General features: G+C 69.8%; 20 protein-coding genes and 1 tRNA gene. 10 read left to right on the plus strand and 11 right to left on the minus strand.

Features of this window, described 5'->3' with window-relative positions:
- Positions 1-2: 2 nt before the first annotated feature.
- From AS25_RS07270 to AS25_RS07285, 4 genes are all read right to left on the minus strand, one after another.
- Positions 3-2,231, minus strand: coding sequence for a PTS fructose transporter subunit IIABC (locus AS25_RS07270; protein WP_035963818.1), 2,229 nt, complete (start codon positions 2,229-2,231; stop codon positions 3-5).
- A gap of 34 nt (positions 2,232-2,265) precedes the next feature.
- A complete protein-coding gene (locus tag AS25_RS07275) occupies positions 2,266-3,312 on the minus strand; it encodes a 1-phosphofructokinase family hexose kinase (RefSeq protein WP_084118064.1) in 1,047 nt (348 codons plus the stop codon).
- Positions 3,309-4,100: a DeoR/GlpR family DNA-binding transcription regulator gene (locus AS25_RS07280; protein WP_035963819.1), complete on the minus strand. Its 792-nt coding sequence runs from the start codon at positions 4,098-4,100 to the stop codon at positions 3,309-3,311. Before AS25_RS07280 ends, AS25_RS07275 begins: the two co-directional genes overlap by 4 nt.
- Positions 4,101-4,182: 82 nt before the next feature.
- Complete coding sequence (locus AS25_RS07285) at positions 4,183-5,457, minus strand: Nramp family divalent metal transporter (RefSeq protein ID WP_084118065.1); 1,275 nt, start codon at positions 5,455-5,457, stop codon at positions 4,183-4,185.
- 186 nt (positions 5,458-5,643) lie between these two features.
- On the opposite strand from AS25_RS07285, the gene AS25_RS07290 reads away from it, so the two are divergent.
- The 3 genes from AS25_RS07290 (at position 5,644) to AS25_RS07300 (ending at position 9,986) form a co-directional block, all read left to right on the plus strand.
- The gene (locus AS25_RS07290; protein ID WP_035963820.1) at positions 5,644-7,389 is read left to right on the plus strand and encodes an ABC transporter ATP-binding protein; all 1,746 of its coding nucleotides are present in this window, start codon (positions 5,644-5,646) and stop codon (positions 7,387-7,389) included.
- A complete protein-coding gene (locus tag AS25_RS07295) occupies positions 7,386-9,305 on the plus strand; it encodes an ABC transporter ATP-binding protein (protein ID WP_035963825.1) in 1,920 nt (639 codons plus the stop codon). The genes AS25_RS07290 and AS25_RS07295 overlap by 4 nt, the downstream gene beginning before the upstream one ends.
- 78 nt (positions 9,306-9,383) lie before the next feature.
- The gene (locus AS25_RS07300; protein ID WP_035963827.1) at positions 9,384-9,986 is read left to right on the plus strand and encodes a TIGR03085 family metal-binding protein; all 603 of its coding nucleotides are present in this window, start codon (positions 9,384-9,386) and stop codon (positions 9,984-9,986) included.
- Between the two features lie 107 nt (positions 9,987-10,093).
- Here the strand turns inward: AS25_RS07300 and AS25_RS07305 are convergent, their stop codons facing one another.
- Entirely contained in the window at positions 10,094-10,627 is a 534-nt protein-coding gene (locus AS25_RS07305) for a ferritin (protein WP_172644422.1), read from the minus strand.
- A gap of 125 nt (positions 10,628-10,752) precedes the next feature.
- Here AS25_RS07305 and AS25_RS07310 point away from each other — a divergent pair.
- Positions 10,753-10,826, plus strand: a tRNA-Thr gene (locus AS25_RS07310).
- Positions 10,827-10,923: 97 nt separating this feature from the next.
- Here the strand turns inward: AS25_RS07310 and AS25_RS07315 are convergent.
- Positions 10,924-11,799: a DsbA family protein gene (locus AS25_RS07315; protein ID WP_052160791.1), complete on the minus strand. Its 876-nt coding sequence runs from the start codon at positions 11,797-11,799 to the stop codon at positions 10,924-10,926.
- Between the two features lie 248 nt (positions 11,800-12,047).
- On the opposite strand from AS25_RS07315, the gene AS25_RS07320 reads away from it, so the two are divergent.
- The 3 genes from AS25_RS07320 to AS25_RS07330 are packed head-to-tail and all read left to right on the plus strand — an operon-like array spanning position 12,048 to position 15,664.
- Positions 12,048-13,592: an alpha,alpha-trehalose-phosphate synthase (UDP-forming) gene (locus AS25_RS07320; RefSeq protein ID WP_084118068.1), complete on the plus strand. Its 1,545-nt coding sequence runs from the start codon at positions 12,048-12,050 to the stop codon at positions 13,590-13,592.
- Positions 13,585-14,382, plus strand: a complete 798-nt coding sequence (otsB, locus tag AS25_RS07325) for a trehalose-phosphatase (RefSeq protein ID WP_035963831.1) — start codon at positions 13,585-13,587, stop codon at positions 14,380-14,382. Before AS25_RS07320 ends, otsB begins: the two co-directional genes overlap by 8 nt.
- A 1-nt stretch (position 14,383) precedes the next feature.
- Positions 14,384-15,664, plus strand: a complete 1,281-nt coding sequence (locus AS25_RS07330; protein WP_052160792.1) for a DUF4032 domain-containing protein — start codon at positions 14,384-14,386, stop codon at positions 15,662-15,664.
- On the opposite strand, the gene AS25_RS07335 is transcribed toward AS25_RS07330, so the two are convergent.
- The 4 genes from AS25_RS07335 to AS25_RS07350 are packed head-to-tail and all read right to left on the minus strand — an operon-like array spanning position 15,661 to position 20,341.
- Complete coding sequence (locus AS25_RS07335; RefSeq protein ID WP_052160793.1) at positions 15,661-16,281, minus strand: TetR/AcrR family transcriptional regulator; 621 nt, start codon at positions 16,279-16,281, stop codon at positions 15,661-15,663. The two genes, AS25_RS07330 and AS25_RS07335, sit on opposite strands and share 4 nt — an antisense overlap.
- Positions 16,282-16,283: 2 nt before the next feature.
- Positions 16,284-17,099 (minus strand): ferritin family protein, encoded by an 816-nt coding sequence (locus tag AS25_RS07340; protein WP_035963833.1) that lies wholly within the window; start codon positions 17,097-17,099, stop codon positions 16,284-16,286.
- Positions 17,100-17,102: 3 nt separating this feature from the next.
- Positions 17,103-19,361 (minus strand): HAD-IB family hydrolase, encoded by a 2,259-nt coding sequence (locus AS25_RS07345; RefSeq protein WP_035963835.1) that lies wholly within the window; start codon positions 19,359-19,361, stop codon positions 17,103-17,105.
- Positions 19,358-20,341, minus strand: a complete 984-nt coding sequence (locus tag AS25_RS07350) for a hypothetical protein (protein WP_035963837.1) — start codon at positions 20,339-20,341, stop codon at positions 19,358-19,360. The genes AS25_RS07345 and AS25_RS07350 overlap by 4 nt, the downstream gene beginning before the upstream one ends.
- A 97-nt stretch (positions 20,342-20,438) precedes the next feature.
- Here AS25_RS07350 and AS25_RS07355 point away from each other — a divergent pair, with 97 nt between their 5' ends.
- The 3 genes from AS25_RS07355 to AS25_RS07365 are packed head-to-tail and all read left to right on the plus strand — an operon-like array spanning position 20,439 to position 23,794.
- Entirely contained in the window at positions 20,439-21,221 is a 783-nt protein-coding gene (locus AS25_RS07355) for an SDR family NAD(P)-dependent oxidoreductase (protein WP_035963839.1), read from the plus strand.
- Between the two features lie 4 nt (positions 21,222-21,225).
- Positions 21,226-22,089, plus strand: a complete 864-nt coding sequence (locus AS25_RS07360; protein WP_253270510.1) for a lysophospholipid acyltransferase family protein — start codon at positions 21,226-21,228, stop codon at positions 22,087-22,089.
- Between the two features lie 28 nt (positions 22,090-22,117).
- On the plus strand, positions 22,118-23,794 hold the full coding sequence (locus tag AS25_RS07365) for an FAD-binding oxidoreductase (protein WP_035963841.1): 1,677 nt from the start codon (positions 22,118-22,120) through the stop codon (positions 23,792-23,794).
- Between the two features lie 61 nt (positions 23,795-23,855).
- On the opposite strand, the gene AS25_RS07370 is transcribed toward AS25_RS07365, so the two are convergent.
- The gene (locus tag AS25_RS07370; protein ID WP_253270511.1) at positions 23,856-24,803 is read right to left on the minus strand and encodes an AMP-binding enzyme; all 948 of its coding nucleotides are present in this window, start codon (positions 24,801-24,803) and stop codon (positions 23,856-23,858) included.
- Positions 24,804-24,877 lie beyond the last annotated feature (74 nt).

Below are 24,877 nucleotides of genomic sequence, written 5' to 3' on the forward strand. Positions count from 1 at the left end.
TCTCACACTTCCACGGTTTGTTGTGTCTGCGGAACCCCGGGGACCTCGCCCACGTGCTTCTTCACGTTGCCGATGCGCTTGAACAGGGTGACCAGCACGGCGGTCACCACGGTGCCCGCCAGGATGGCGGCCACGAAGCCCCAGCGCCCGTCCACGACCGGCAGGATCCAGATCCCACCGTGGGGTGCGGCGGAGGTCACGCCCCACGCCATGGTCAGCGCGCCGGTGATCACGCCACCGGCCATCGAGGCGGGGATCACGCGCAGCGGATCGGCCGCGGCGAACGGGATGGCACCCTCGGAGATGAAGGACGCGCCGAGCAGCCACGAGGTCTTGCCGTTCTCCCGCTCGGCGGCGGTGAAGTACTTGCGACCCAGCACGGTCGAGGCGAGCGCCATGCCCAGCGGGGGCACCATGCCCGCGGCGATCACGGTGGCCATGATCTCCTGCGGTGCGGTGTTGGTCACGGTCGCGGCACCCAGGCCGGCCACGGCGAACGAGTAGGCCACCTTGTTGATGGGACCGCCCAGGTCCGAGCACATCATCAGACCGAGCACCGCGCCCAGCGTCACGGCCGAGGCGCCGCTCATCCCGGTCAGCGCACCCGTGAGCCACGTCATGAACGCGGCGATGGGCCCACCGATCAACAGGAACAGCAACCCGCCCGCGAACAGCGTGGCGAGCAGCGGGATGATGACCACGGGCATGAGCGACCCGAGCCAACGGGGCAGTCGGGGCAGCGTCAACCAGTACGCGAAGATCCCGGCCAGCAGGCCACCCACGATGCCGCCGAGGAAGCCCGCGCCCATGTAGTTGGCCACCAGGCCGGCCGCGAAGCCGGGGGCGATGCCCGGCCGGTCCGCGAGCCCGTAGGCGATGTAACCCGCGAGTGCGGGGACCAACAGGCTGATCGCCAGGTTGCCGGTCTTGAACAGCACGGCGCCCAGGTACATGGCCAGGGACACGTCCCCCAGGTTGCCCAGGGTCGCGGTGGCCAGGATGTCATCCGCCTGTTCGGCCACGAGCACCGGGTCCGCGATCATGAACGCGATCGCCATGAGCAGACCGCCCGCGGCCACGAACGGGATCATGTAACTGACACCCGTCATCACGGCCTTACGGATCCGCGTGCCCCACCCCTCGCTTCCGGTCACGGCGGAGGAGACCTCTCCACCGTCGCCCGTGACCTTGGGCGCGCGGGGATCGTCCGCGGCCTCGAGGGCCTCCTGGATCATCTCGCGGGGCTCGTCGATCCCGCGCTTGACCGCGGACGCGATGTACGGCAGACCCGCGAACCGAGAGCGCTCCCGCACGTCCACGTCGGTCGCGAAGATCACGGCCTCCGCCTGTCCGATCACGGCCGGGTCCAGGCGCGTGGCACCCGAGGAGCCCTGGGTCTCGACCTGCAGGTCCACCCCCATCTCCTGGGCGGTGTTCGCGAGCGCGTCCGCGGCCATGTAGGTGTGGGCGATACCCGTGGGGCACGCCGTGACGGCCACGAGCCTGCGCGGACCCCGGGCGCCCGCGTCATCGGGCGCCGTCGACGTCGCGGATTCGGTCAGCGGCGCGTGCGTTCCGGTGGGTGCCTGCGTCCCGGCGTTCGACGCCGCGGTCGCACCGCTCGCACCAGCTACGGCTGCGTCGGCAGCGGCACCGCCGGTTCCCGTGGCAGCGGACCCGTCGGCACCGGTCGCGGCGGGACCGGTCGCGGCGGAGGATCCCGCGGCCGCGGTTCCGGTCGCCGCGGTGGGTGCCGCAGCGGCGTCGTCCGGCTGCGGAGCGAGACCGAGGGCCGTGTCCACGATGTCCACGACCTCCTCCGGCGACTGCGCTGCGCGCAGGGACGCCACGAAGGGCTTCTTCATGAGGGAACGTGCGAGCTTGGACAGCAGCTTGAGGTGCTCCTGGTCGGCGCCGGCCGGTGCGGCGATGAAGAAGACGATGTCCGCCGGTCCGTCCTTGGCCCCGAAGTCCACGGCGGGGGCGAGCCGCGCCATGACCAGGGTGGCCTGCGTGACGGCCTCGGAGCGGCAGTGCGGGATGCCGATCCCGCCCGGGATCCCGGTGGCGTTCTTGGCCTCCCGGGCCAGGGCGTCCGCGGCGAGGGAATCCGCGGTGCTCGCGCGGCCCTCCCGGTGGACGGTGGCCGCGAGTGCACGGATCACACTCTCCGTGGACTCGCCCAGGTCCCGGTCCAACAGGACCAGGCCGGGATTGATCAGATCTGACATGTCGGTGCTCCTTGGCTACGGGGCGGTGGGTGGATCAGGTCCGGGGCTGCGTCTCGCGGGGCGCGGCCGGGGTCGGTGGGTTCGGCGTCGGGACGTCCGGTGTCGCGGCGCTTTGCCGTGCGGACGTCAGCTGCGTGACCCGCACGGCGTCGGGCGTGGTCTGCGCGACCGTGGGCATCTGCGTCCCGGGCAGGGCGGCGGCGGCGGAGCCGTGGGCCACGGCCCGGCGCAGGCGTTCGGCCGGCGCCTCCCCGCGCTGGGCGGCCACGAGGTACCCGGTCAGGGCGCTGTCGCCGGCGCCCACGGTCGAGCGCACCGTGACGGGTTCGTGCACGGCGTGCCACGCGCCCTCGGGCGTCACGAGCACGGCACCGTTGCCGCCCAGAGTGCACAGCACGGCCCCCACGCCGCGGGCCACGAGCTCCCGCCCGGCGTCCGCTGCGGCGCGCGGATCGGCCTCGAGCGCATCGCCGTCGGTGCGGCCCAGCAGCTCCGCGAGTTCGTGGCCGTTGGGTTTGATCACGTCCGGCAGGACGGTGACACCCGGGGCGAGAGCCGCGCGCAGCACGTCCCCGGAGGTGTCCAGCGCGAACGACGGCGCGGCCGCACCGAGCGCGCCGCTCACGCGGGCGGCCAGCACGGCGTAGACGTCCGGGGCGGGCCCGGGCGGCACGGACCCCGCGAACACGAGCCACTGCGCACCTGCGCCGCGCGAGACGATCCGTTCCACGATCCGATCCACGGTGTGCTCGTCCAGCGGGGGGCCGGGCTCGTTGATCTTGGTCGTGGTCCCGTCCGGTTCGGTCACGGTGATGTTGGATCGCACGGGCGCACCGATGGACACGCTGTCGTAGCGCACCCCCGCGGCGTCGAGCGCGGTGAACAGCGGATCGGTGCCGTCCCCCGGGACCACGGCCACAGTCTCCACACCGCTCGCGGCCAGCGCGCGCGAGATGTTCACACCCTTGCCCCCGGGGTCCTGGCGGGTGTCGCTCGCGCGCTGCACGCGACCGCGGGCCAGCGGGCCGGGCAGGTCCACGGTGCGGTCCACGGAGGGGTTGAGGGTCACGGTGATGATCATGCGAGAACCACTTCCACGTCGGCGTCTTCGAGGGCTTGGGCCAGCTCCCCCACGGGAGCGCGGTCGGTGATGAAGGTGTCGATCTGTTCGAGCGAGCAGAAGCGCGTGAGGGTCTCCTGGTCCTGCTTGCTCGCATCGCACAGGACGACGACGCGGCGCGCGGCCTGCACGATCGTCGCCTTGACCACGGCCTCGATGGGGTCCGGGGTGGACAGCCCGAAGGAGGCGTGGGCGCCGTTGCAGCCCACGAACGCGAGGTCCGGGCGCAACTGGTCGTAGTGCTGGGCGGCCCGCGAGCCGGTGGCCGCCCACGTGAGTTTGCGGATCCGCCCACCCACGAGCTCGAGCCCCACACCCTCGGCGTCCGCGAGTTTCGCCGCGATGTGCAGGGCGTGGGTGATGATCAGCTGTTCCTGCCCGCCGGGCAGGTGGTTGTCCCGGGCCAGCAACAGGTCCGCGAGCGCCTCGACCGTGGTGCCGGCATCCAGGACCACGGCACCGGCCTCGGCATGTTCGAGTACCTCGAGGGCCTTGCGGGCGATGGCCCGTTTCTCATCGGCCGCGAGGCGCGATCGGGAGTCCATCCCCTGTTCCCCGCTCGTCGACTGGTCCACGGACACGGCACCGCCGTGCACACGGCGCAGGTTCCCCTGGGACTCGAGCACGGCGAGATCCCGGCGGATCGTCTCCATGGTCACACCGAACCGTTTCGCCAGTTCCGCACCGTTGACACGGCGCTCGTGGCTCACGGTGCGTGTGATCTCCTCGTGGCGTTCTGCAGCGAACATCTTCACCTCACGGACCGGGGTGTCGGCGGTGAAACCCCTGTGTGATGTGAGCTTATGTCTGTTTATGTGGTTTTGCTAGCCCCTAACCCACATTTCCCACGCCCATGACGAGCAGGACCACGTTCAGCACCACAACGATCGCGGCGCTCACCCACCCGATGGCCGCGAGCACCGGGCCGTTGCGGAAGCGGCCCATGAGGGAGGCCCTGCCCGTGGCGCGCACCAGGGGGATGAGCGCGAACGCGATCCCGAAGCTCAGCACCACTTGACTCCCGACCAAGGCTGCAGTGGGTTTCGCGCCGAGCGCCAGGATCACGACGGCGGGGATCACCGTGATCAGCCGCCGCGCGAGCAGCGGGATGCGCCACCGCAACAGACCCGCCGTGACCACGTCCCCCGCGTACGCACCCACTGCGGTGGAGGCGAGCCCGGAGGCCAGCAACCCCAGGGAGAAGACGACCCCCACGGTGGGCCCGAGCGCGTCGGAGATCGCGTGCTGCGCACCCTCGATCGTGTCCGTGCCCTCCACGCCGTAGAGGTTCCTGGCCGCGAGCAGGAGCATCCCTATGTTCACCGCACCGGCCACCACGAGTGCCAGCACCACGTCCACGCGGGTCGCGCGCAGGAGTTGGGAGACGCGCTCGGGGGCGTGGCCCATGCCGTGACGGTCCCGACTCAGTGCGGAGTGGATGTAGATCGCGTGGGGCATCACGGTGGCACCCAGCATCCCCGCCGCGATCACCAAGGACTCGAAGCCCTCCAGCCGCGGTACCAGACCGTCGAGCACACCCCGCGGATCGGGCGGGCCCACCACGAGTCCCCCGAGAAACCCCACCGTGATGATCCCGAGCATCCCCAGGATCACGGTCTCGAACACGCGCTGACCGCGGTGGTTCTGGAGCGCGAGCACGAGCATGGACAGCGCGGCCACGATCACCCCGCCCAGGGGCAACGGGATGCCGAACAGCAACCACAATGCGAGCGCCCCGCCGATCACCTCCGCGACGTCCGTGGCGATCGCCATGAGCTGGGCCTGGGCCCAGTACAGCACCCGGGTACCGGGCGGCAGCGAACCGCCCACGACCTGCGGCAGGGACAACCCCGTGACGATCCCGAGCTTGGCGGAGAGGTACTGGATGACCATGGCCATGAGGTTGGCGAGCACGAGCACCCACACGAGCAGGTATCCGTACCCCGCCCCCGCACTCACGTTCGCGGCCACATTGCCGGGGTCCACGTACGCGATCGCGGCCACGAAGGCCGGCCCGAGTGCGGCGGCGGTCCCGCGCGACGACGCCCGCGACGTCGTACCCCCCGCACCGGTCGCGTCCTGCGGCGCTGGATTGCCCGACGTCATGGTGGCCTCCTACTCATGTCCACCGTCCCGCGCACCGCGTGGCACGGCAAGTTTCGGTGCACCGAAACTTTAGCGCGTGACGCCCGGATAGCCCGGGGTGCCCCGGTCCGTTCAGCGTGTCCCGGCCCGCGCGTATATTGGGCGCGTATTCGGCTCCCTCCGTGCTCGACGTCAGGATCGACCGTCATGCTGCTGCGTTTGTTACGCACGTTCACGCGCCCCTACATCCCATGGGTCGTGGGCGTTCTCGTGTTCCAACTGGCGGCCACGATCGCCACGCTCTACCTCCCGAGCCTCAACGCCCGGATCATCGACAACGGTGTGGCCCGCGGGGACACCGACTACATCTGGCGCACCGGTGCCGTGATGCTCGCCGTGGCCTTCGCCCAGGTGATCGCCGCCGTCATCGCGGTGTGGTGCGGCGCCCGCACGGCGATCGGTGTGGGCCGGGACCTGCGCCGGGACGTCTACCGCCGCGTCGGGCAGTTCAGCGCGCGCGAGGTCGGGAGGTTCGGGGCGCCGTCGCTGATCACGCGCAACACCAACGACGTCCAGCAGATCCAGATGCTCACCCTCATGGGGCTGAACTTCATGGTCATGGCGCCCATCATGTGCGTGGGCGGGATCGTCATGGCCCTGCGGGAGGACCCGGGGCTCTCGTGGCTCGTGTGGGTGTCCATCCCCGTGATGGGCGTGCTGCTGGGTCTCGTGGTCTCCCGGCTGATGCCGTGGTTCCGGATCATGCAGGAACGCATCGACGGGATCAACGGGGTGCTGCGAGAGCAGATCACGGGCATCCGGGTGATCCGCGCCTTCGTCAAGGAACCGTTCGAGACCGCCCGCTTCCGCAGCGCGAACCAGGACCTCACGGACATCTCCCTGCGCATCGGTGCGCTGTTCGTACTGATGTTCCCCGTGATCAACATGGTCATGCACCTGGCCACCGCGGCCGTGCTGTGGTTCGGCGGCCACCGCGTGGACCAGGGTCAGATCCAGGTCGGTGCGCTGACCGCGTTCCTGCAGTACATGCTGCAGATCCTCATGGCCGTCATGATGGCCACGTTCATGTTCATGATGGTCCCGCGCGCAGTCGTGTGCGCCGAGCGGATCGGGGAGGTGCTCGACACCCGTCCCACCATGCACCCGCCGCAGCGCCCGGCCGTAGCACCCCGCGCCGTGGGCCACGTCCGCTTCGAGGACGTCACGTTCCAGTACCCCGGCGCGGAGGACCCCGTGCTGTCCGGGATCGACTTCGCGGCGGAACCGGGGCGCACCGTGGCCGTGGTCGGGGCCACGGGTTCCGGCAAGAGCACGCTCATCAGCCTGATCCCCCGCTTGCTCGATCCCGTGGCGGGCCGGGTGTTGTTGGACGGGGTGGACCTGCGCGACTACGCCCCGGACGACCTCGCCGGCCGGGTGGGTCTCGTCCCGCAGCGACCGTTCCTCTTCTCCGGGACCGTGGCGTCCAACCTGCGCTTCGGCCGCGCGGACGCCACCGACGACGAGTTGTGGGAGGCCCTGCGCGTGGCCCAGGCGGACGACTTCGTCCGCGAGATGCCCGAGGGTCTGGACGCGCCCGTGTCCCAGGGTGGGACCAACGTGTCCGGGGGTCAGCGCCAGCGGCTCAGCATCGCCCGCGCCCTCGTGGCCCGCCCCCGGGTCTACGTCTTCGATGACTCGTTCTCCGCGCTCGACGTCGCGACCGACGCCCGGTTGCGCGCCGCCCTGCGCCCCGTGACCCGGGACGCCACCGTGATCACGGTGGCCCAGCGCGTCTCCACCATCACGGGCGCGGACCTCATCCTGGTCCTCGAGCACGGTCGGATCATCGCGCGCGGTACCCACGAGGAGCTCGTGGCCGCGAGCGAGACCTACCGGGAGATCGTCACGTCCCAGCTCTCGGCCGAACAGACCACGGGAGGCGAACGGTGAGCGAGACACAGGAACCGGTCCGGAAGCCGCAGCGCTTCTGGGCCTCGGCCGGGCGGCTCGTGAAGCTCATGGCCCCGCACAAGGCGGCGCTCGCCGTCGTCGTCGCGGCCGTCGTGCTGTCCGTGGTGCTCACGGTGTGGGCCCCGCGCGTGCTGGGACGCGCCATGGACGTGATCTTCGCCGGCGTCGTCGGCAGATCCCTGCCGGCGGGCGCGAGCCAGCAACAGGTCGAGGCCGGGCTGCGCGCGCAGGGCCAGGACACGCTCGCGGACATGATGTCCGCCATGACGCTCGTCCCGGGACAGGGCGTGGACTTCACGCGGCTGGGCACCCTCATCCTCGTGGTGCTCGGCATGTACACCGTGGCCTCGGTGCTCATGTGGCTGCAGGGTTACGTGCTCAACCGCGTGGTCATGCGGGTCGTGTACGACCTGCGCGAGGAGGTCGAGCGCAAGGTCAACGCCCTGCCCCTGAGCTACTTCGACACGCGCCAGCGCGGGGACGTGATGTCCCGCGTGACCAACGACGTGGACAACATCCAGACGGCGCTGCAACAGACCTTCGCGCAGCTCGTGCAGAACGTGCTGACCGTGCTCGGCATCGTGGTCATGATGTTCATCGTCTCGTGGCAGTTGGCGCTCGTCGCGCTCGTGGCACTGCCGCTGTCCGCTGTGGCCGCGGGGGTCATCGGTACCCGCTCCCAGCGGTTGTTCAAACAGCAGTGGCACGCCACGGGACAGCTCAACGGGCACATCGAGGAATCGTTCTCGGGCCACGAGCTCGTGCACGCGTACGGCCGGCAACGCCAGATGCAGCAACAGTTCGACGCGCGCAACGAGGAACTGTACCGGGCGGCGTTCGGGGCGCAGTTCATGTCCGGGACGATCATGCCGGTCATGCAGTTCATCTCCTACTTGTCCTACGTGGGCATCGCCGTACTGGGCGGACTGCGCGTGGCCACGGGCCAGCTGACCCTGGGGGACGCCACCGCGTTCATCCAGTACTCCCGGGAATTCACCCAGCCGCTGTCCCAGGTCGCGGGCATGGCCACCCAGTTGCAGTCCGGCATCGCCTCCGCGGAACGGACCTTCGAACTGCTCGACGCCCCCGAACAGGAACCGGAGACCCCCACCTCCCATCTGCCGGGCACGCTGCGCGGTGAGGTGCGCTTCGACCACGTGGACTTCTCCTACGACAAGGCCGCCCTGGCCCGGGGTGCCGAGCCCCTGATCGAGGACATGTGCCTGCACGTGGCCCCGGGGCGCACCGTGGCGATCGTCGGACCCACGGGCGCCGGGAAGACCACGCTCGTGAACCTCATCCTGCGCTTCTACGAGATCGACGCGGGCCGGATCAGCCTGGACGGGATCGACATCCGGGACCTCTCCCGCCACGAACTGCGTTCGCAGGTGGGCATGGTGCTCCAGGACGCGTGGCTGTTCAGCGGCACCATCCGGGAGAACATCCGTTACGGCCGCCAGGACGCCACGGACGAGGAGGTACTGGCCGCTGCGCGCGCCACGTACGTGGACCGTTTCGTGCGCGCCCTGCCGGACGGGTACGACACCGTGATCTCGGAGGACGGCTCCTCGGTCTCGGCCGGTGAGAAGCAGCTGATCACGATCGCCCGGGCGTTCCTGGCCCAACCGTCCCTGCTCATCCTGGACGAGGCGACCTCCGCGGTGGACACCCGCACGGAGCTGCTCGTGCAGAAGGCCATGGCCGCGCTGCGGGAGCGCCGCACGTCCTTCGTGATTGCCCACCGGCTCTCCACCATCCGGGACGCGGACACGATCATCGTCATGGAGTCGGGGCGGATCGTGGAGCAGGGTTCCCACGACGAGCTGATCGAGGCGGACGGCGCCTACGCCAACCTCTACCGGGCGCAGTTCAACGCGGCGGACCCGGCCTCGTGAGCGTGCGCGGCGGTGGCAATCACCGCCGCGCCCGTCTACCGTGGACGTGACGGTCCACCCCACAGAATGGATGTTCACGTGACCAACTTCGCCAATGTCGAACGTCGTCATCTTGCCGCGCTGCTGCGCCGTGTGGGGCCGGACGCCCCCACCCTGTGCGAGGGCTGGGACGCCCGGGACCTCGCGATCCACCTGGTCATCCGTGATTCCCGTCCGGACGCGGTCGCCGGGATGCTCTCCCCCAAACTGCCCGTGCTCGGGCGCCACGCCAAGTCGGTGGACGCCGACTACCGGGAGATGTCGTGGGAGAAGCTCGTGGACCTCGTGGAGCGCCCCCCGCTCTACTCCCCGGGTCGCTGGTCCCCGATCGACAAGCGCATGAACACCGGGGAGTTCTTCATCCACCACGAGGACGTCCGCCGCGCGCAGCCCCAATGGCACGCCCGGCAATTGCTCAACGACGAGCAGAAGGACCTGTGGAACGTGCTCAAGCTCATGGGCCCGGCGCTGCTGCGCAAGAAGTCCGAGTCCGTGGTGCTGCTCGCGGGCGGTTTCGGTGCGGTGCGCGGCGGCAAGAAGTCCGCCCGGCGCGTGGAACTCGTGCGCGGTGAACCGTCCGAGCTGCTGTTGTGGGCCTTCGGCCGCGAGGAGCAGGCGGACGTGGAGATCACCCAGGAGTAGTACCCGCCGGACATGAAGAACCGGCCCCGCTCGAGCGGGGCCGGTTCTTGCGTGTTCGGGCGTGTTCGAGTGTTCTCGGGGTCGCCCGGACCGGGCGCGGAGTGCGTTCAGTCGGCCCGGACCGGCCGGGAGCCCAGTTCGGAGTCCAGGCGCAACAGGCCGGGACCGTCGTTGTGGACCAGGCGCACCTGGTCGCAGATCTCCTCCACGGTGGCCTCCTCCTCGATCTGCTCGCTGATGAACCAGTGCAGCAGGGGCATCGCGTCGATGTCGCCTTCTTCCTGCGCCAGCCGGTACAGGTTGCGGATCGATTCGGACACCTTGCGCTCGTGCGCGAGCGCGGCCTCGAAGCAGCCGAGGACGGACTTGTCGGCGATGTTCGGACCGGCCATGTCCCCGATCTGCGGATCACCGCCGCGGTCCACGATGTGGTCGATGAACTTCTCGGCGTGTGTGATCTCCTCGGCCGCCTGGGCGCGGAACCACTGCGAGAAACCGGGCAGACTCGCCACGTCCATCTCGATGGACAACTGGCGGTAGACCACGGTCGCCTGCAGCTCCATGGTGATCTGGTCGTTGAACGCTTCGGCCATTCTTCCCTTGATTTCCATGACCCCATCGAAGCAGTTTTCCTCCGGCATGGGTAGGTTGCACGCCACCGCATGACGGGCCCCGCCGCCCCGGCCGGTTCCCGCGCGCCGGGTGCCCGCCCTCGGCGCGTCGTCCAGTACCATGGAGCGGTCCCGTGATCGCACGGGGCAGCAGTGCCTCCTTAGCTCAGATGGCCAGAGCATCTGTCTTGTAAACAGAGGGTCGCCGGTTCGAATCCGGCAGGGGGCTCCGAACCCGGGCACGGCGTCGTCGTCCCCGTAGGAAGGACGACGAAAGCCCCGGTCGGGATGACCGGGGCTCTCGTCGTGTCGGGGCACTGCCCGCGTCACTTCTTCTCGTCGACCGCCTTCTTCAGCGCGTCCTGGAAGTTGCCTCCCTCGTAGCGCTTGCCGTCGATGAAGATGGTGGGCGTCCCGGCCACACCGTTGTTGATGGACTCGCGGGACATCACGTTGACCATGGGGCGGTAGGTGTTCTCACCGAGCTGGTCCGCCGTCACGTTCGCGCCGTGCTTGTTGGCGATGTCCGCGATCTGCTGGTTGCTCAGACCGCCGGTGCCCTGGTGGCTGAACAGCTCCTGGGCGAACTCCATGTACTGGTCGCTGTCGACCTGCTCGGCCACCACGTAGGCCGCGTTGGCGGCGCGGGACGAGTACTGATCGCGGGTGGCCCGGTCCAGGAAGTTGAGGTTGCGGTACTCCACCTGCACGTCACCGGCGTCCACGGCCCGCTTGATCGCGTCCGCGTTCTGCTTCTCGAAGTCGGCGCAGTGCACGCACTCGAAGTCCTGGAAGATCACGACCTGCACGGGCTTGCCGTTGCTCGCAGCCTGGTCCTGGTCCACGACCCCCGGGGGCGTCTTGGAGGTGTCCGCGGTGGCGGCGGGCTCGGGCTCCTGGGAGAGGTCCCGTTCCTGGACGTCCGAGCTGTTCTGCACGATCCCGTCCTTCGTGACCGTGATGCCGCCGTACTGGTTGGCGCTCGCGGGCACGGGGCCGGCCTCGGGGATCTTTGCCCTGTTGTTCTGCCACACGACCACCCCGATGATCAGCGCGATGATCACGAGCAGCGCGATGACGGCGGCGATCAGCCCCACGGGTTTGCCGTTGGAGCGGCGGGACTGCCGGTCTGCGATCTGGCGTGCCCGCTCCCGGGCCTGGTCCGAGGACGAGGAACCGGCGGTGTTGTTCTTGGAAGCCATGGGGGCCCGGGTTTCCTTCCGATGTGCTACACGGGTGTCGGTCTTCGTCCCCAGATTACCCGGGCCCGGCGGGGGTCACGATTCAGCCCGTTCCCAGCTGCCGGGGACGACGCCGCTCGGGCCCCGTCGCGGCCGCCCCGCACCGGTGCGGCGTCGTCCTCCCGTCCCGGCGGCGACTTCTCCCCCGGCCCGGGTGGTACGCACCCTTAGGATGGGGGTGAACAGCCGCCCCGGGGAAGGAAGCGATCGTGTCCGCAGACCAATCTCTTGAGAAGGTGCCCGTCCCGCAGGACGGCTACGACTTCGTGGTGGTGTCCAACCGGCTTCCCGTGGACCGGGACGTGGACGAGGACGGCAACAGCACGTGGCGCCGCTCCCCCGGCGGGTTGGTGAGCGCCCTGGCACCCGTGATGGCCCAGCGCGACGGCGCGTGGGTGGGGTGGCACGGTGCCCCGGACGAGACGCTGGAACCGTTCGACCACGACGTCTTCCACCTCGTGCCGGTGAGCCTGTCGGAGCTCGAGGTCAAGCGCTACTACGAGGGCTTCTCGAACGCCACGCTGTGGCCGCTGTACCACGACGTCATCGCGCCGCCCGAGTTCCACCGCACGTGGTGGTACGCCTATCGTCGCGTCAACGAGCGCTTCGCGCGCCGGGCCGCGGAGACGGCCTCCCAGGGTGCGACCGTGTGGGTCCAGGACTACCAGTTGCAGTTGGTGCCGCGCATGCTGCGCCGGCTGCGCCCGGACGTGACCATCGGGTTCTTCAACCACATCCCGTTCCCGCCCACCGAGATCTACTCCCAGTTGCCGTGGCGCAAGGCCGTGCTGGAGGGTCTCACGGGTGCGGACCTGATCGGCTTCCAGCGCCCCGGGGACGCCCAGAACTTCCAGCGCTGCGTGCGCAAGTACCTGGGGGTGCAGTTCACCAAGGGCAGCGCCCGGTTCTCCGAGGACACGGCGGACGGCCAGAGCACCGAGTGGACCGTCAACGCGGGCTCGTACCCCATCTCGATCGACGTGGAATCCATCAAGGAACTCGCATCGGACCCGCAGGTCCAGGCCCGCGCGCGGGAGATCCGCGAGGAGCTGGGCAATCCCGACACGGTCTTCCTGGGCGTGGACCGCCTGGACTACACCAAGGGCATCCGGCACCGCATCAAGGCCTACGGCGAGCTGCTCGAGGACGGCGAGATCTCCGTGGAGAACTCCGTGCTCGTGCAGGTCGCGAGCCCGTCGCGCGAGCGCGTGGACTCCTATCGGCAACTGCGCGAACTCGTGGAGGGCATGGTGGGGCGGATCAACGGCCAGTTCGACACCATTTCCCACACCGCCGTCCGCTACCTGCACCACGGTTACCCGTTCGAGGAGATGGTGGCCCTGTACCTCGCCGCGGACGTCATGCTCGTCACGGCCCTGCGGGACGGGATGAACCTCGTGGCCAAGGAGTACGTCGCGGCCCGGCAGGACCGCTCGGGTCGACTCGTGCTCTCGGAGTTCACGGGCGCCGCCGAGCAGCTCAAGCAAGCGGTGCTCGTCAACCCGCACGACATCGACGGGCTCAAGTCCGCCATGCTGCACGCACGGGACATGTCCGACGCCGAGGCCCGCAAGCGCATGTCCTCGATGCGCCGGCAGGTGCTCACGCACGACGTCGTCGACTGGTCCCACCGTTTCCTCGACGACCTCGCCGCGCACGCCCCGGAGCACGAGCAGGGCGCCGCGGCCGGGCAGGATTCCGCGCACGACGACGGCGCCGCGGCCGACACGACGCCCGGAGCGGACCGTGACTGACTCGCCCGCGGACGCCCTCGCCGCCGCGGCCACGGCCGAGACCGTATTACTGGCCCTGGACTTCGACGGCACCCTGGCACCGTTCACCGAGGACCCGGCGGATTCCCGGCCCCTGCCCGCCGCGCGGGACGCGCTCGACACGCTCGCCGGACTGCCCCGCACCACGGTCGCGATCATCTCGGGGCGGCCCCTCGAGTTCCTGCGCACCGTGGTGGACCCGCGGCGTCGCATGGTGCTCTCCGGTTCGCACGGTGCGGAGGTGGACCTCGGCGCGGCGCCCGGCTCCGGTGCGGACACCGGGATCGAGCTGACCGAGGACCAGTTGGCATTGCTGGACCGAGCGATCGATGCGACGTACGGGTTCGTGCAGCGCTATCCGGGCTCGCGGGCGGAGCTGAAACCCGCGGGCGTGGCCTTCCACACGCGTCCCATCGAGGACGCGGACACCGCCCGGCGAGCGCTGGACGAAATGACCGAGGCCTACGCCGCGATGCCCGGTCTGCGGTTGACCCCCGGCCAGCAGGTCATCGAGTGCTCGGTGCTCAGCGCGACCAAGGGGGACGGACTGACGGCCATCCGCTGGGCCGTGCACCCGCAGGTCACGGTCTTCGCCGGCGACGACGACACCGACGAGGACGCCATGGCGATCCTGGGACCCCACGACGTGGGGATCAAGGTGGGCACCAAGGATTCCTCGGCCCCGTGGCGCGTGGCGGATCCGGACGAACTGACCCGGCTGCTCACGGAATTCGCCCGGCAGCGGGTCCGTGCGGCGACTAGCATGAACTGACATGACCGCCTCCCCGTCCCCCGAGCCCGCGGCATCGAGCCCCCCGCCCGCTCACCGCGGTGTCTCCATCAGCACGGCCTTCCCGGAGCCGGGCCTGCTGGAACTGCCGTGGGACACGCCCCTCGAGGACTGGCCCGAGCAGGTGCTGGCGGCGTACCCGCGCGGGATCTCGCGCCACGTGGTGCGCTTCGCACGCGTCGGGGAGAAGGTCGTGGCGGTCAAGGAGACCACTCCGTACTACGCCCGGCGCGAGTACGAGCTGCTGCGCAAGCTCCAGCGCATGACCACGCCCTCCGTGGTCCCGGACTCGGTGGTCACGGACCGCTACTCCCCCGACGGCGAGTTGCTGCCCGCCGCGCTCGTCACGGAACACTTGAGTTTCTCCCTGCCCTACCGCACGATCTTCGAGCAGGTCCCCTCACCGGGGACCATCGACCGGTTGGTGGACGCCCTCGCGTCCCTGATCGTGCAACTGCACCTGTCCGGTTTCTACTGGGGGGACGTGTCCCTGTCCAACACGCTGTTCCGCCGCGACGCCGGGGAGTTCGCCGCCTACCTCGTGGACGCCGAGACCGGCGAACTGCACCCGCAGCTCACGCGGGGTCAGCGCGAGTACGACATCGAGCTCGCCAGGACCAACGTGGCCGGTGAGGTCATGGACCTGCTGGCCGGGGAGCACATGCAGCAGCGCCTCGCCCAGGCCGGCGTGGACCCGGCCTCGGTGGACCCGTTCGCGGTCTCGGAACGACTCGTGGACACCTACACCGGGCTGTGGGATGAGCTGACCGCGACCGAGATCTTCCCCGTGGGCGACCGGTGGCGGGTCCAGGCGCGCGTGCAACGACTCAACGACCTGGGCTTCGACGTGGAGGAGGCCTCCATGGACGCGGACGAGTCCGGTCAGGTCCATCTGCGCCCGCGGGTCGTGGAACCGGGCCACCACGCCCGCAGGTTGTTGCACCTCACGGGGTTGAACACCCAGGAGAACCAGGCCCGGCGCATCCTCACGGACATCGACCAGTTCGGGCACGCGCTCTACCCCGGTCTGCCCGAGGACCTCACCGCCCAGTTGTGGATGCGCGAGATCTTCGTGCCCATCATGGCGGCCGTCCCCGCGGGGTTGCGGCGCAAACGGGAACCCGCGCAGATGATCCACGAGGTGCTCGAGCACCGCTGGTTCATGTCGGAGAAGGCCGGCAAGGACGTCCCCACGCAGGACGCCGTCCAGCACTACGTGCAGTCCTACCTGGCCGAACGCCCGGACGAGAAGGACGTGTTCTAGTCCGCCGCGGGTCGCGTGGTGATCAGGTCCGTGACGGCGCGGTGCACCCGCGCGGTCCAGTTCTCGTCCAGGGAGCCGTAGCGCGCCACGTGCGCGTACGCCGCCCCCAGGATGAAGTCCACGACCATGTCCAGGTCCACGGTGTCCCGGATCAGTCCCCGGTCCTTGTCCCGTTGCAGCAGTTCGCGCAGCGCATCGAGTCGCGGGCGCACCACGGTGGCCCGCAACACCCGGGCGGTGGCCGAGTGCGGTTCCTGCAGCAGGGTGATGGCCACGCCGAGCCCCATGTCCCGCAGCAGCAGGTCCACGGCCGCGGTGAGCGCCTGCTCCCACGTGGCGTCCGGCGCCAGCGGCGCGGTTGCGGTGACCGTGTGCTCGAGCGCGGCCTCCAACAGTTGCGTGCTGTTGGCGTAGCGGCGGTAGATCGAGGTCTTGGCCACGCCGGTGCGGGCGGACACCGCCTCGATCGTGACCCGCCGGGGCCCGCCCTCCCGGAGCAGGCGCAACGCCCCCGCCACGATCTTGCGATCGGTGCGGGCCGTGCGGGGGTCCACGGAAGCGGCGTCGGCGCGTTCGGGCGCGGACGCGGATCGCGGACCAGCGGGGTGCGCGTTCATGATCAGGCGGGGACGGCGTCCCGGACGTGCGCCTCGCGGGCCGGCGCCGTGGCCCTGCGGAAGATCTGCAGTCCCGCCATGCCGGGCAGTCTGGCGATGTTCGCGTCCAACCGATCGATCTCGTGGGCCCCGCCCTCGCCACCGAAGAGGTGGCGCATCACGTGGCCCACCTCGCGGTCGTCCATGACCCCGGAGCCCACGGGGGCCCAGAACTTGCGCAGGGCGAAGCGCGTGAGGCGCTGAGCCTTGCGGGACGCTTCCAGGCGGCGTCGTGCCTGGGTCGCGTAGAAGGCCACGTGGCGGGACTCCTGGTGGGCGATCCGCTGCAGCAGCACCGCGAGCACCGGGTGCTTCTCGAGGGACGCCATGCGCCGGTAGGCCGCCACGGCGGACCACTCGTTGGCCGCGCCCCACGCCATGTGTGTGGCGATGAAGTCCACGCCCACCATGTTGGACAGCAGCGACTGCTTGAGGGGCTTGAGCGACTCGGACCAGCCGAGTTTCATGCGCTTGGCCTTGATCTCGTCGTAGTCCACCACGATCCCGTGCATCCCGAGCACCTCCGCGAGTGCCTCACCGTGCCAGTACTCCTCGCGGTTCCACATGGTCATGAACGTGGAGACGTCCTGGTCCTGGTGGGACGGCGTGACGAGCATGTCCCGCATGTAGCACACGGTGTGGTATTCGACGTCGCACATGTAACGCAGGCAGCGCAGCGAGTCCTCGGGCAGCGGATTGGTCAGGAACTCGTCCATGTCCAGGTCCGACCAGTTGACCCGCGCCGAGGTCTCCGCGAACTTGTCGATGTTGAACGCCATGACTCAGGCCTTCCTCCAGTCCTCCACGGGCCAATGGGCCTTCTTGGCACGCCGGTACAGGGGCAGGTCGGGGTTCACCGCGTACGGGTGGCCCACGAGGGACAACCAGCTCACGTCCGCCACGGAGTCCCCGTACCCGTACGAGCGGCTCAGGTCCAGGCCGTGGTCCTGCGCGTAGCGCTTGAGCCACTGCGCCCGGGCCTCGTCCACGAGCGGCGGGGCCGCCAGGTACCCGGTCAGCACACCGTCCACCTGGTCCATCCGCCCGGCCACGACGTCGTCGAACAGTTCGGCGATGGGGCTCACGAGCAGGTCCAGGGACCCGGTCACGAGCACCGTGCGGTGCCCCGCGCGGCGGTGTTCCTCGATCCGCTCGAGCGCTCCCGGGCGAATACTGTTCTCCACGACCCGGCCGAGCGACCCGTCCATCAGTTCCTCGACCCGCGCCACGGGCACGCCGGCGTAGCGGCGCAGGAACGCCCGGATGAACTCGCCCCGGTCGCGCCGTTCCGCCTTGATGTAGGTGGGGGCGTTGCCGAACAGTTCGGTGAGTTCCGCGGGCCACTGCAGCGGGCTCAGCTCCCGGCGGCGCAGTTGCGCGTACTGGGTGATGATGTTGCCCGAGGCCACGGTGCCCTCGAGGTCGAACACGGCCACGACGTCCGTGCCCTCGTTCAGTCCGCGGCTGCGCACGGCCCGCTTGCGCGACGCCGCCTTGGCCCGGGTGTACGCGCGGGTCATCTCGGTCAGCGCGGGCAGGTGCACGCTCTGCCAGTAGTCACGCCAGTCGATGGCCCGCACATCGAAGTGCTGGTCCTCGGGCGTGTCCTGCGGCAGGGAGCGGTCCAGTTGCCGCGTGTGGGTGTCGTCGAAGATCATCTCCGTGCGCGTGTAGTTCTGGTACAGGTCCACGTAGGTGCGCAGCGAGCCCAGCCCGGTCTGCATCCGGTGCAGGGAATTGGTCCACTCGCGTGTGCGCGCCGTGGCCGGGAGCACCGAGCTCAACCGGCTCCCCGCGGCGGCCAGTTTCTCCTTGACCGCGAGTCCGCGCTCCATGGAGTTGTTCGCGGGGAACTTCCACTCGGGCACCGCGATGGGATTGCCGTGGGAGTCCTCGAGCGGGCGCTCGCGGAAGTACGAGCGCACACTCTCGTACATCTGGTGGAACGGCAGGGGGTTCGAGGCCCCCGAGCACACCTGGTAGTACCGCGCTGCCGGATCCTGGGCGTCCCGCGGAGTGGGTGCGCCGTCGGCTTCCCGGTGCTCCTCCCGCACGAGGGCCACGATCGCGTTGACCACGAAGTCCACGGGGATCACGTCCAGCACCGAGTCCGGCAGGCCCGGGAACTCGGGCAGTGCGCCCTTCGCGTACGCCATGATGAGCGGGTCCGCGACCTTGTAGCCGTCGATCCACCCCGGGAAGGGGTGACGCAGGGCGGACTCGATGATGGACGGGCGCACGATCGACAACCGGTGCCCGGCCCCGGCCCACTTCTGCTCCGCCACGCGCTCACCCAGGGCCTTGGTGAACGTGTAGATGTCCGTCCACCCCAGGGACTGCGCGCGTGTGCGGCCGTGGTCCACGAGCCGGGAGCGCACCCACTCCAGGCGGGCCTCCTCGGCGGCGCGGGCCACGGACTTGGGTCCCTCCTTGCCGTGCGTGCTCGTGGCGCGCTGGATGAAGGACTCGAGGCGCTCGGGCGAGCGGGACTCCACCTGGGCGGTGTCCGCGGCGCGGACGGCGGCGTCGTACTCGACCTGCCAGTCGACGTCGTGGTCCACCGGGGCCTCCGGACGCAACCCCTTGGCGATCCCGCCCACGTAGCACGTGGACACGTGGATCACGTGGGGGTCCTGACCCGTGCTGCGCAGCGCGTCGTAGAGCCCCACGGCGCCGCCCACGTTCGTGCGGAACGCCTCGTCAATAGGCGGGTCGAACGAGACCGTGGACGCGGAGTGCACCACCACGTCGAATGGTTCGGCGATCTCCCGCAGCCCCGTGAGGTCGCCCTCGAGCACGCTCGTGCGGGCGTCGAAGATCTCCTGCGCGCGTTCCCGGCCCACGGCGTCCCGCCAGGTCTTGAAGGACGGCTTGCGCAACAACTGCTTCAGGCGCGCCTCACCGGACTGCGAGCCCTTGGGGCGGACCACCGCCGTCACGTGGATGTCGTCCGAGCCGGAGAGCAGGCGCTCGAGGACGGCCTGGCCCAGGAAGCCCGTGGCCCCCGTGAGCAGGACGCGAGTCGTGGTGGTCTGGGTCAACGGGATCCTCCGGTGCTCGGGAACGGGTGCGCCGTGGGCGCGGTGGCCACCCGCGCCGACCGCGACGCGGGTGGAAGGGTCTGGTGGGGAGCGTATCGGCTCAGTCGCCACTCGCGTTCCACGGCCCGGCGCAGGGGTTCGCTGCCCGCGGTGCCCGGCGTGGCCTGCAAGGGCTCGTCCGCGAGCGCGAACAGTTCGCGCCGCTGTGCGACCGTGGGCGCCAGGTCCCGCAGGAACCGGCGCGCGTGCGCGTGGGACAGGCCCACGGGCCGCAGCGGGTGGAACGCGAAGGTGAGGTAGGCACGGGCGAAGCGCTCGGCGCGCGTGTCGGTACGGATCCGCGCGGTGGTCTCCTCGGCGAAGAAGCGTTCGTGGGTGGCCTTGACCTCGGCCACGCGCCGCAGCAGCGAGGACAGTTCCGGGTGCCCGGCGCGGCGTTCGAGCATCCGCAGGGCCGCACGGGTGCTCGCTTCCTGGGACCAGCCGCGAGCGGTCTGTCCCGCGACCACGGCCTCCCCGGAGAAATTGGTCCACACGGAGTCCACCATGGGTGAGATGTTGTCCAGGGCGGTCTCGACCCGTTCGACCCACGAGTGTTCGGGCGGCTGGGGAGCCCCGGCGTGCGGTCCGTGGGCGTCCAGGACGGCTTGGTAGGCGTCCGCGATCCAGTGCCGCTCGTACGCCCACGTGGTCAGGAACGCGGCGACCCGCGACTCCTTGTTGGTGTAGCTGACCACCACGGAGCGCACCTGGCCCATGGTGGAGCGTTCCATGTCCCGCAGGTAGCGCAGGTCCTCGAGCACGGCCGGGTCCAGGGGCGCGCGGTCGAAGGCGGCGAGGTCCAGCTCGGGTCGGAGGCTGCCCTGCGCGCGGTACGTGAAGTCCTTGACGTCGAAGCCCGAGCGCAGCACGATCGGCTGTTCCACGGGCCCGTAGAGCCGGCCCTGGCGATGCCGGGCGAGGTAGGACTGCTGGCTCACGGGACGCTCCTTCGATACTCCGTCATGGCTCGCCGAGGGGCGCTCACGCGGGGCCGGGGGACGCTGCGCTACGCCTACCGTAGTGTATCTTAGTGGCATGCTTACCGCTCTCGTGACCGGTGGGACGTCAGGCATCGGTGCCGCGTTCGCACGTTCCCTCGCCCGCAGAGGCTTTAACCTGGTCCTGGTGGCCAGGGACACGCAACGACTCGAGAGCACCGCCCGGGAGCTCGGCGCCGCACACGGGATCCACGTGGAGACGCTGACCGCTGATCTGGCCGAGAACGAGGACCTGCTACGCGTGGCCGAGCGGCTCGAGGATCCCGATCGTCCCGTGGACATGCTCGTGAACAACGCGGGTTTCTCGGTCAAGGTGCCCTACACCGCGCAGGATTTCAGCCAGCACGAGGCCGGTTTCCAGGTCATGTGCGCGGCCGTCGCGCGACTCTCGGGGGCCGCGGCCCGTGCCATGACCGCCCGGCACTCGGGGTGGATCGTCAACGTCACCTCCACCTCGGGCTGCGTGACCATGGGCGACTACTCCGCGATCAAGGCCTACGCGACCGCCATGACCGAGTCGCTCGCCGTGGAGCTGCACGGCACGGGGGTCCACGTGACCGCCCTGCTGCCCGGGTGGGTCCGCACCGAGTTCCACAGCCGCGCGGGCATCACCGGCTCCTCGATCCCCGACTTCATGTGGCTCGACGCGGACCGGCTCGTGGAGGAGGCCCTCGCGGACGTGGCCCGCGGGAAGGTGATCTCGGTGCCCACGCTTCGCTACAAGGTCATGGTCACCGCGCTGCGCCACCTCCCGCGCCCCACCGTCCGGTGGATCTCCCGTCAGATCTCGGGCGTCCGACGCCGCGAGCTCCAGGCCTGATCCCATGGCACCCCAGGATTCCTCCCCGCAGCACGACGGCGCTCCCGCCCGGCGCCCGCGCGCCGCGTCCCGCCAGCGCCCCGGCTCCATGCCTCGGTCGACCCCGGAGCCCCACCCTCGCGTGTTGGACTCCCTCGAGGGTCACGCGGGTCGGCAGGAACCCGATCCGCCCGCTCCCCCGGCGGAGTCGGCGGACCTCACGGCGGCCCACTACACCCAGCCCGTGCGCCGGATCCTGCGCCGGGTCACCCAGACCGTCTTCTTCCGGGGGATCGTCAACCGCACGATCACCCGCACCAATGTGGTGGATCCCGCGGCCTACGGGGTCAAGGGCACGTGCGTGGTCGTCGCGAACCACTCGAGCCACCTGGACGCCCCGCTCGTGATGAGCGGCGTGCCGCACTACATCTCCCGCGATCTCGCAACCGGGGTGGCCGCGGACTACTTCTTCACCGCGTGGCACAAGAAACTGTTCACGCAGCTGATCTTCAACGCCTTTCCCGTGGACCGTCGCGGTGAGGGCGCGAACAAGGGCCTGTCCAAGAAGCTGCTGGCCGCGGGTGTCCCGCTGCTGATCTTCCCGGAGGGGACCCGCTCGAAGACCGGCAAGATGGCCCCGTTCAAGGTGGGAGCGGCGTCGTTGGCGCTGGCGGTGCAGGTACCGGTCGTGCCCGTTGCCCTGATCGGGGCGCACGAGGCCATGCCGCGCGGTACGAGCTGGCCCCGTCGGGGTCGTCCGCCGGTGGTCGTGGCCGTGGGTGCACCCCTGCGCGCGCGGGGCAACGAGAACGCCTACAGCTTCAACGAGCGCATCGAGGCTGCGGTGCGTGCGCTGTACGCTGCGAACCGGCACAGAATCCAGGACTAGTCGGACCCAGGAAAGAGGTTGTCCCTCAGTGGCACACGTGAAGCATCAGAAGTGGTGGGGCTGGGGCGAGGAAGGCGTGTTCTTCGACTACCAGAACAAGCCGGCCTTCGCGCCGTTCGTCAAGAACGCGATCGGGGTGTCCCTGCGGCCACGCGAACGGGACACCGTGGACTTCGCCACGGCGCGGGTCCCCGCGTCCACCGCGTCCGAGGACGTGCTGACCGTCCTGCGCGGGATCAGCGGCGCGGAGCACGTGTCCGTGGACGACGAACTGCGCATCGTGCACTGGGCCGGCAAGTCCGTCCTGGAACTGATGCAGACGCTGCGCAATGATTTCGCGCGCGTCCCGGACGTGGTGGTCTACCCCGGTTCCGAGGACGAGGTCACCGCGATCCTCACCGCCGCCGTGGAGCACGACCTCGTGGTGATCCCCTTCGGCGGTGGCTCGAGCATCTCACGCAGCCTCCAGGCCGAGGCGGATGAGACCCGCTGCATCGTGTCCGTGGACATGGGCCGGTTGAACGAGGTGCTCCAGATCGACGAGACCTCCGGGCTCGCGACCATCCAAGCCGGCGTGCTGGGCCCGGACATGGAGGAACAGCTCAACGCCCGCGGTTGGACCCTGGGCCACTTCCCGGACTCGTTCGCCCACTCCACGCTCGGCGGCTGGGCGGCCACCCGCTCCTCCGGCATGCAGTCGGACAAGTACGGGGACATCGCGGACATCGTGCGCGGGCTGCGCATGGTCCGCCCGTCCGGCACGGTCGTGCTGCGCTCCCTGCCCTCGACCTCCACCGGGCCCAGCCTGCGCGAGATGATCATCGGCTCTGAGGGCCGGCTCGGGATCATCACCGAGCTCACCGTCCAGGTGCACCGGTTGCCCCAGGAGCACGAGGTCATCGCCTACATGTTCCCCACGTGGCAACAGGCCCTGACCGCGGTGCGCCAGTATACCGAGGCGGAGATCCCCCTCACGTTCGCCCGCGTGTCGGACGCCCACGAGACCGCGTTCTCCCTGGCCACGCAGAAGGCCGCGACCTCGGTCAAGGGCAAGCTCGCCGCCAAGGGCCAGGACGCCCTGTGGGCCGTGATGCGCAAGCGCGGGTGGGACACGGACGCCATGTGCATCTCGTACGTGTGCTTCGAGGGCACCCCCAAGGACGTCGCCGAGCGCAAGAAGGCCGTCGCGAAGATCGCCAAGGCCCAGGGCGCCGTCGTCCTGGGTTCGGGGCCGGGTGCGCTCTACGACCAGAAAAAGTTCGACACCCCGCACCTGCGTGACTTCCTGCTCGAGCAGAACACGGTCGGTGACGTCTCCGAGACGGCCGCGCCGTGGTCGCGTCTGACCACAGTGCACAAGGCCGCGTACGACGCCGCTCAGCGCGCCTACGAGCGGATCGGCAAGACTGGCTGGATCATGTCCCACATGTCGCACTCGTACCACTCGGGGGCGTGCCTGTACTTCACGTTCGCCTACGTGTTCGACGACGAGAAGCCCTACGAGGAGTACGAGATCGTCAAGTCCGCGATCCAGCAGTCCTTCGTGGACTCGGGGGCCACCCTGTCCCACCACCACGGCGTGGGCGTGGAGCACCAGCCGTGGATGGAACAGGACGTCTCACCCGAGGGCGTGGCCCTCATGAAGGGGCTGTTCCACGCGGCGGATCCGGGAGCGAACTTCAACCCGGGCAAGATCGTGTCCTGACCCGACCCGCCCATGACGCAGGCCCCGCCCTCCGGACACCCGGGGGACGGGGCCTGCGTCGTCAGGCTCCCGAGGTGTACTTGCGGGCCGCTTCGGCGTACCAGTCCAGGACATCCGCGTCCTCCGCGGTCGCTCGGTTGACGCTGCTCGGGTCCGCGCCCTGGAAGAGCTTCTTGACGGGTATCTCCAGGAGCTTGCCCGTGCGGGTGCGGGGAACGGCCGGGGCCTCGATGATCTCATCCGGGACGTAGCGCGGGGAGATCTTCTCGCGGATGGCCCGCACGATGCGGTCCTCGAGCTCCGGCGTGAGCCGCGTGCCGGGTTGCGGGACCACGAACAGGGGCATGTAGTAGTCCCCGTCCGCGAGCTCCGCTCCGATCACCATGGAGGCTGCCACACCGTCCACCTGGTCCACCACGTGGGTGAGATCGGCCGAGCCCATCCGGATCCCGCCGCGGTTGATCGTGGCGTCGGAGCGCCCGTGCACCACGAACGGGCCCTCGGAGAGCTGGGTGACCCAGTCCCCCTGCCGCCACACGCCGGGGAACATGTCGAAGTAGGCCGCGCGATACCGGGAGCCGTCCGGATCATCCCAGAAGAACACGGGCATGCTCGGCATGGGTCGGGTGATCACGAGTTCCCCCACCTGGTCGTACACCCGCCGTCCCTCGGGGTCCCACGACTGGGCGTCCACTCCCAGATACGGGCCCATGAGCTCACCCTTGTACACGGGCTGATAAGGGTTCGTGCCGATGAACGCGCTCGTGACGTCCGTGCCGCCCGAATCGGATCCGAGGCGCACCGTTTGGGACACGGATTCGTACACCCAGTCCCACGTGGCATCGGGCAGGGGTGAGCCGGTCACGAGGATCGACTTCAGCGTGGAGAGGTCCATGCTCACGTTGGGGACCACGCCGGCGCGCTGCATCATGGCCAGTACGCCCGCTCCCGTCCCGAAGAACGTGGCCCCGTTGCGCGCCGCCAGTTCGAGGGATTTCTGGCCCTTCACAGATGAGCATGGGTAGGGGTCTTGCGCCACGGCCGGTGTCCGCCGGCGGCGAGCAGGGCGCGTAGGCGGTAGTT

The organism is Kocuria marina, assembly GCF_000786655.1.
In the GTDB taxonomy this organism is placed as follows: domain Bacteria; phylum Actinomycetota; class Actinomycetes; order Actinomycetales; family Micrococcaceae; genus Kocuria; species Kocuria marina_A.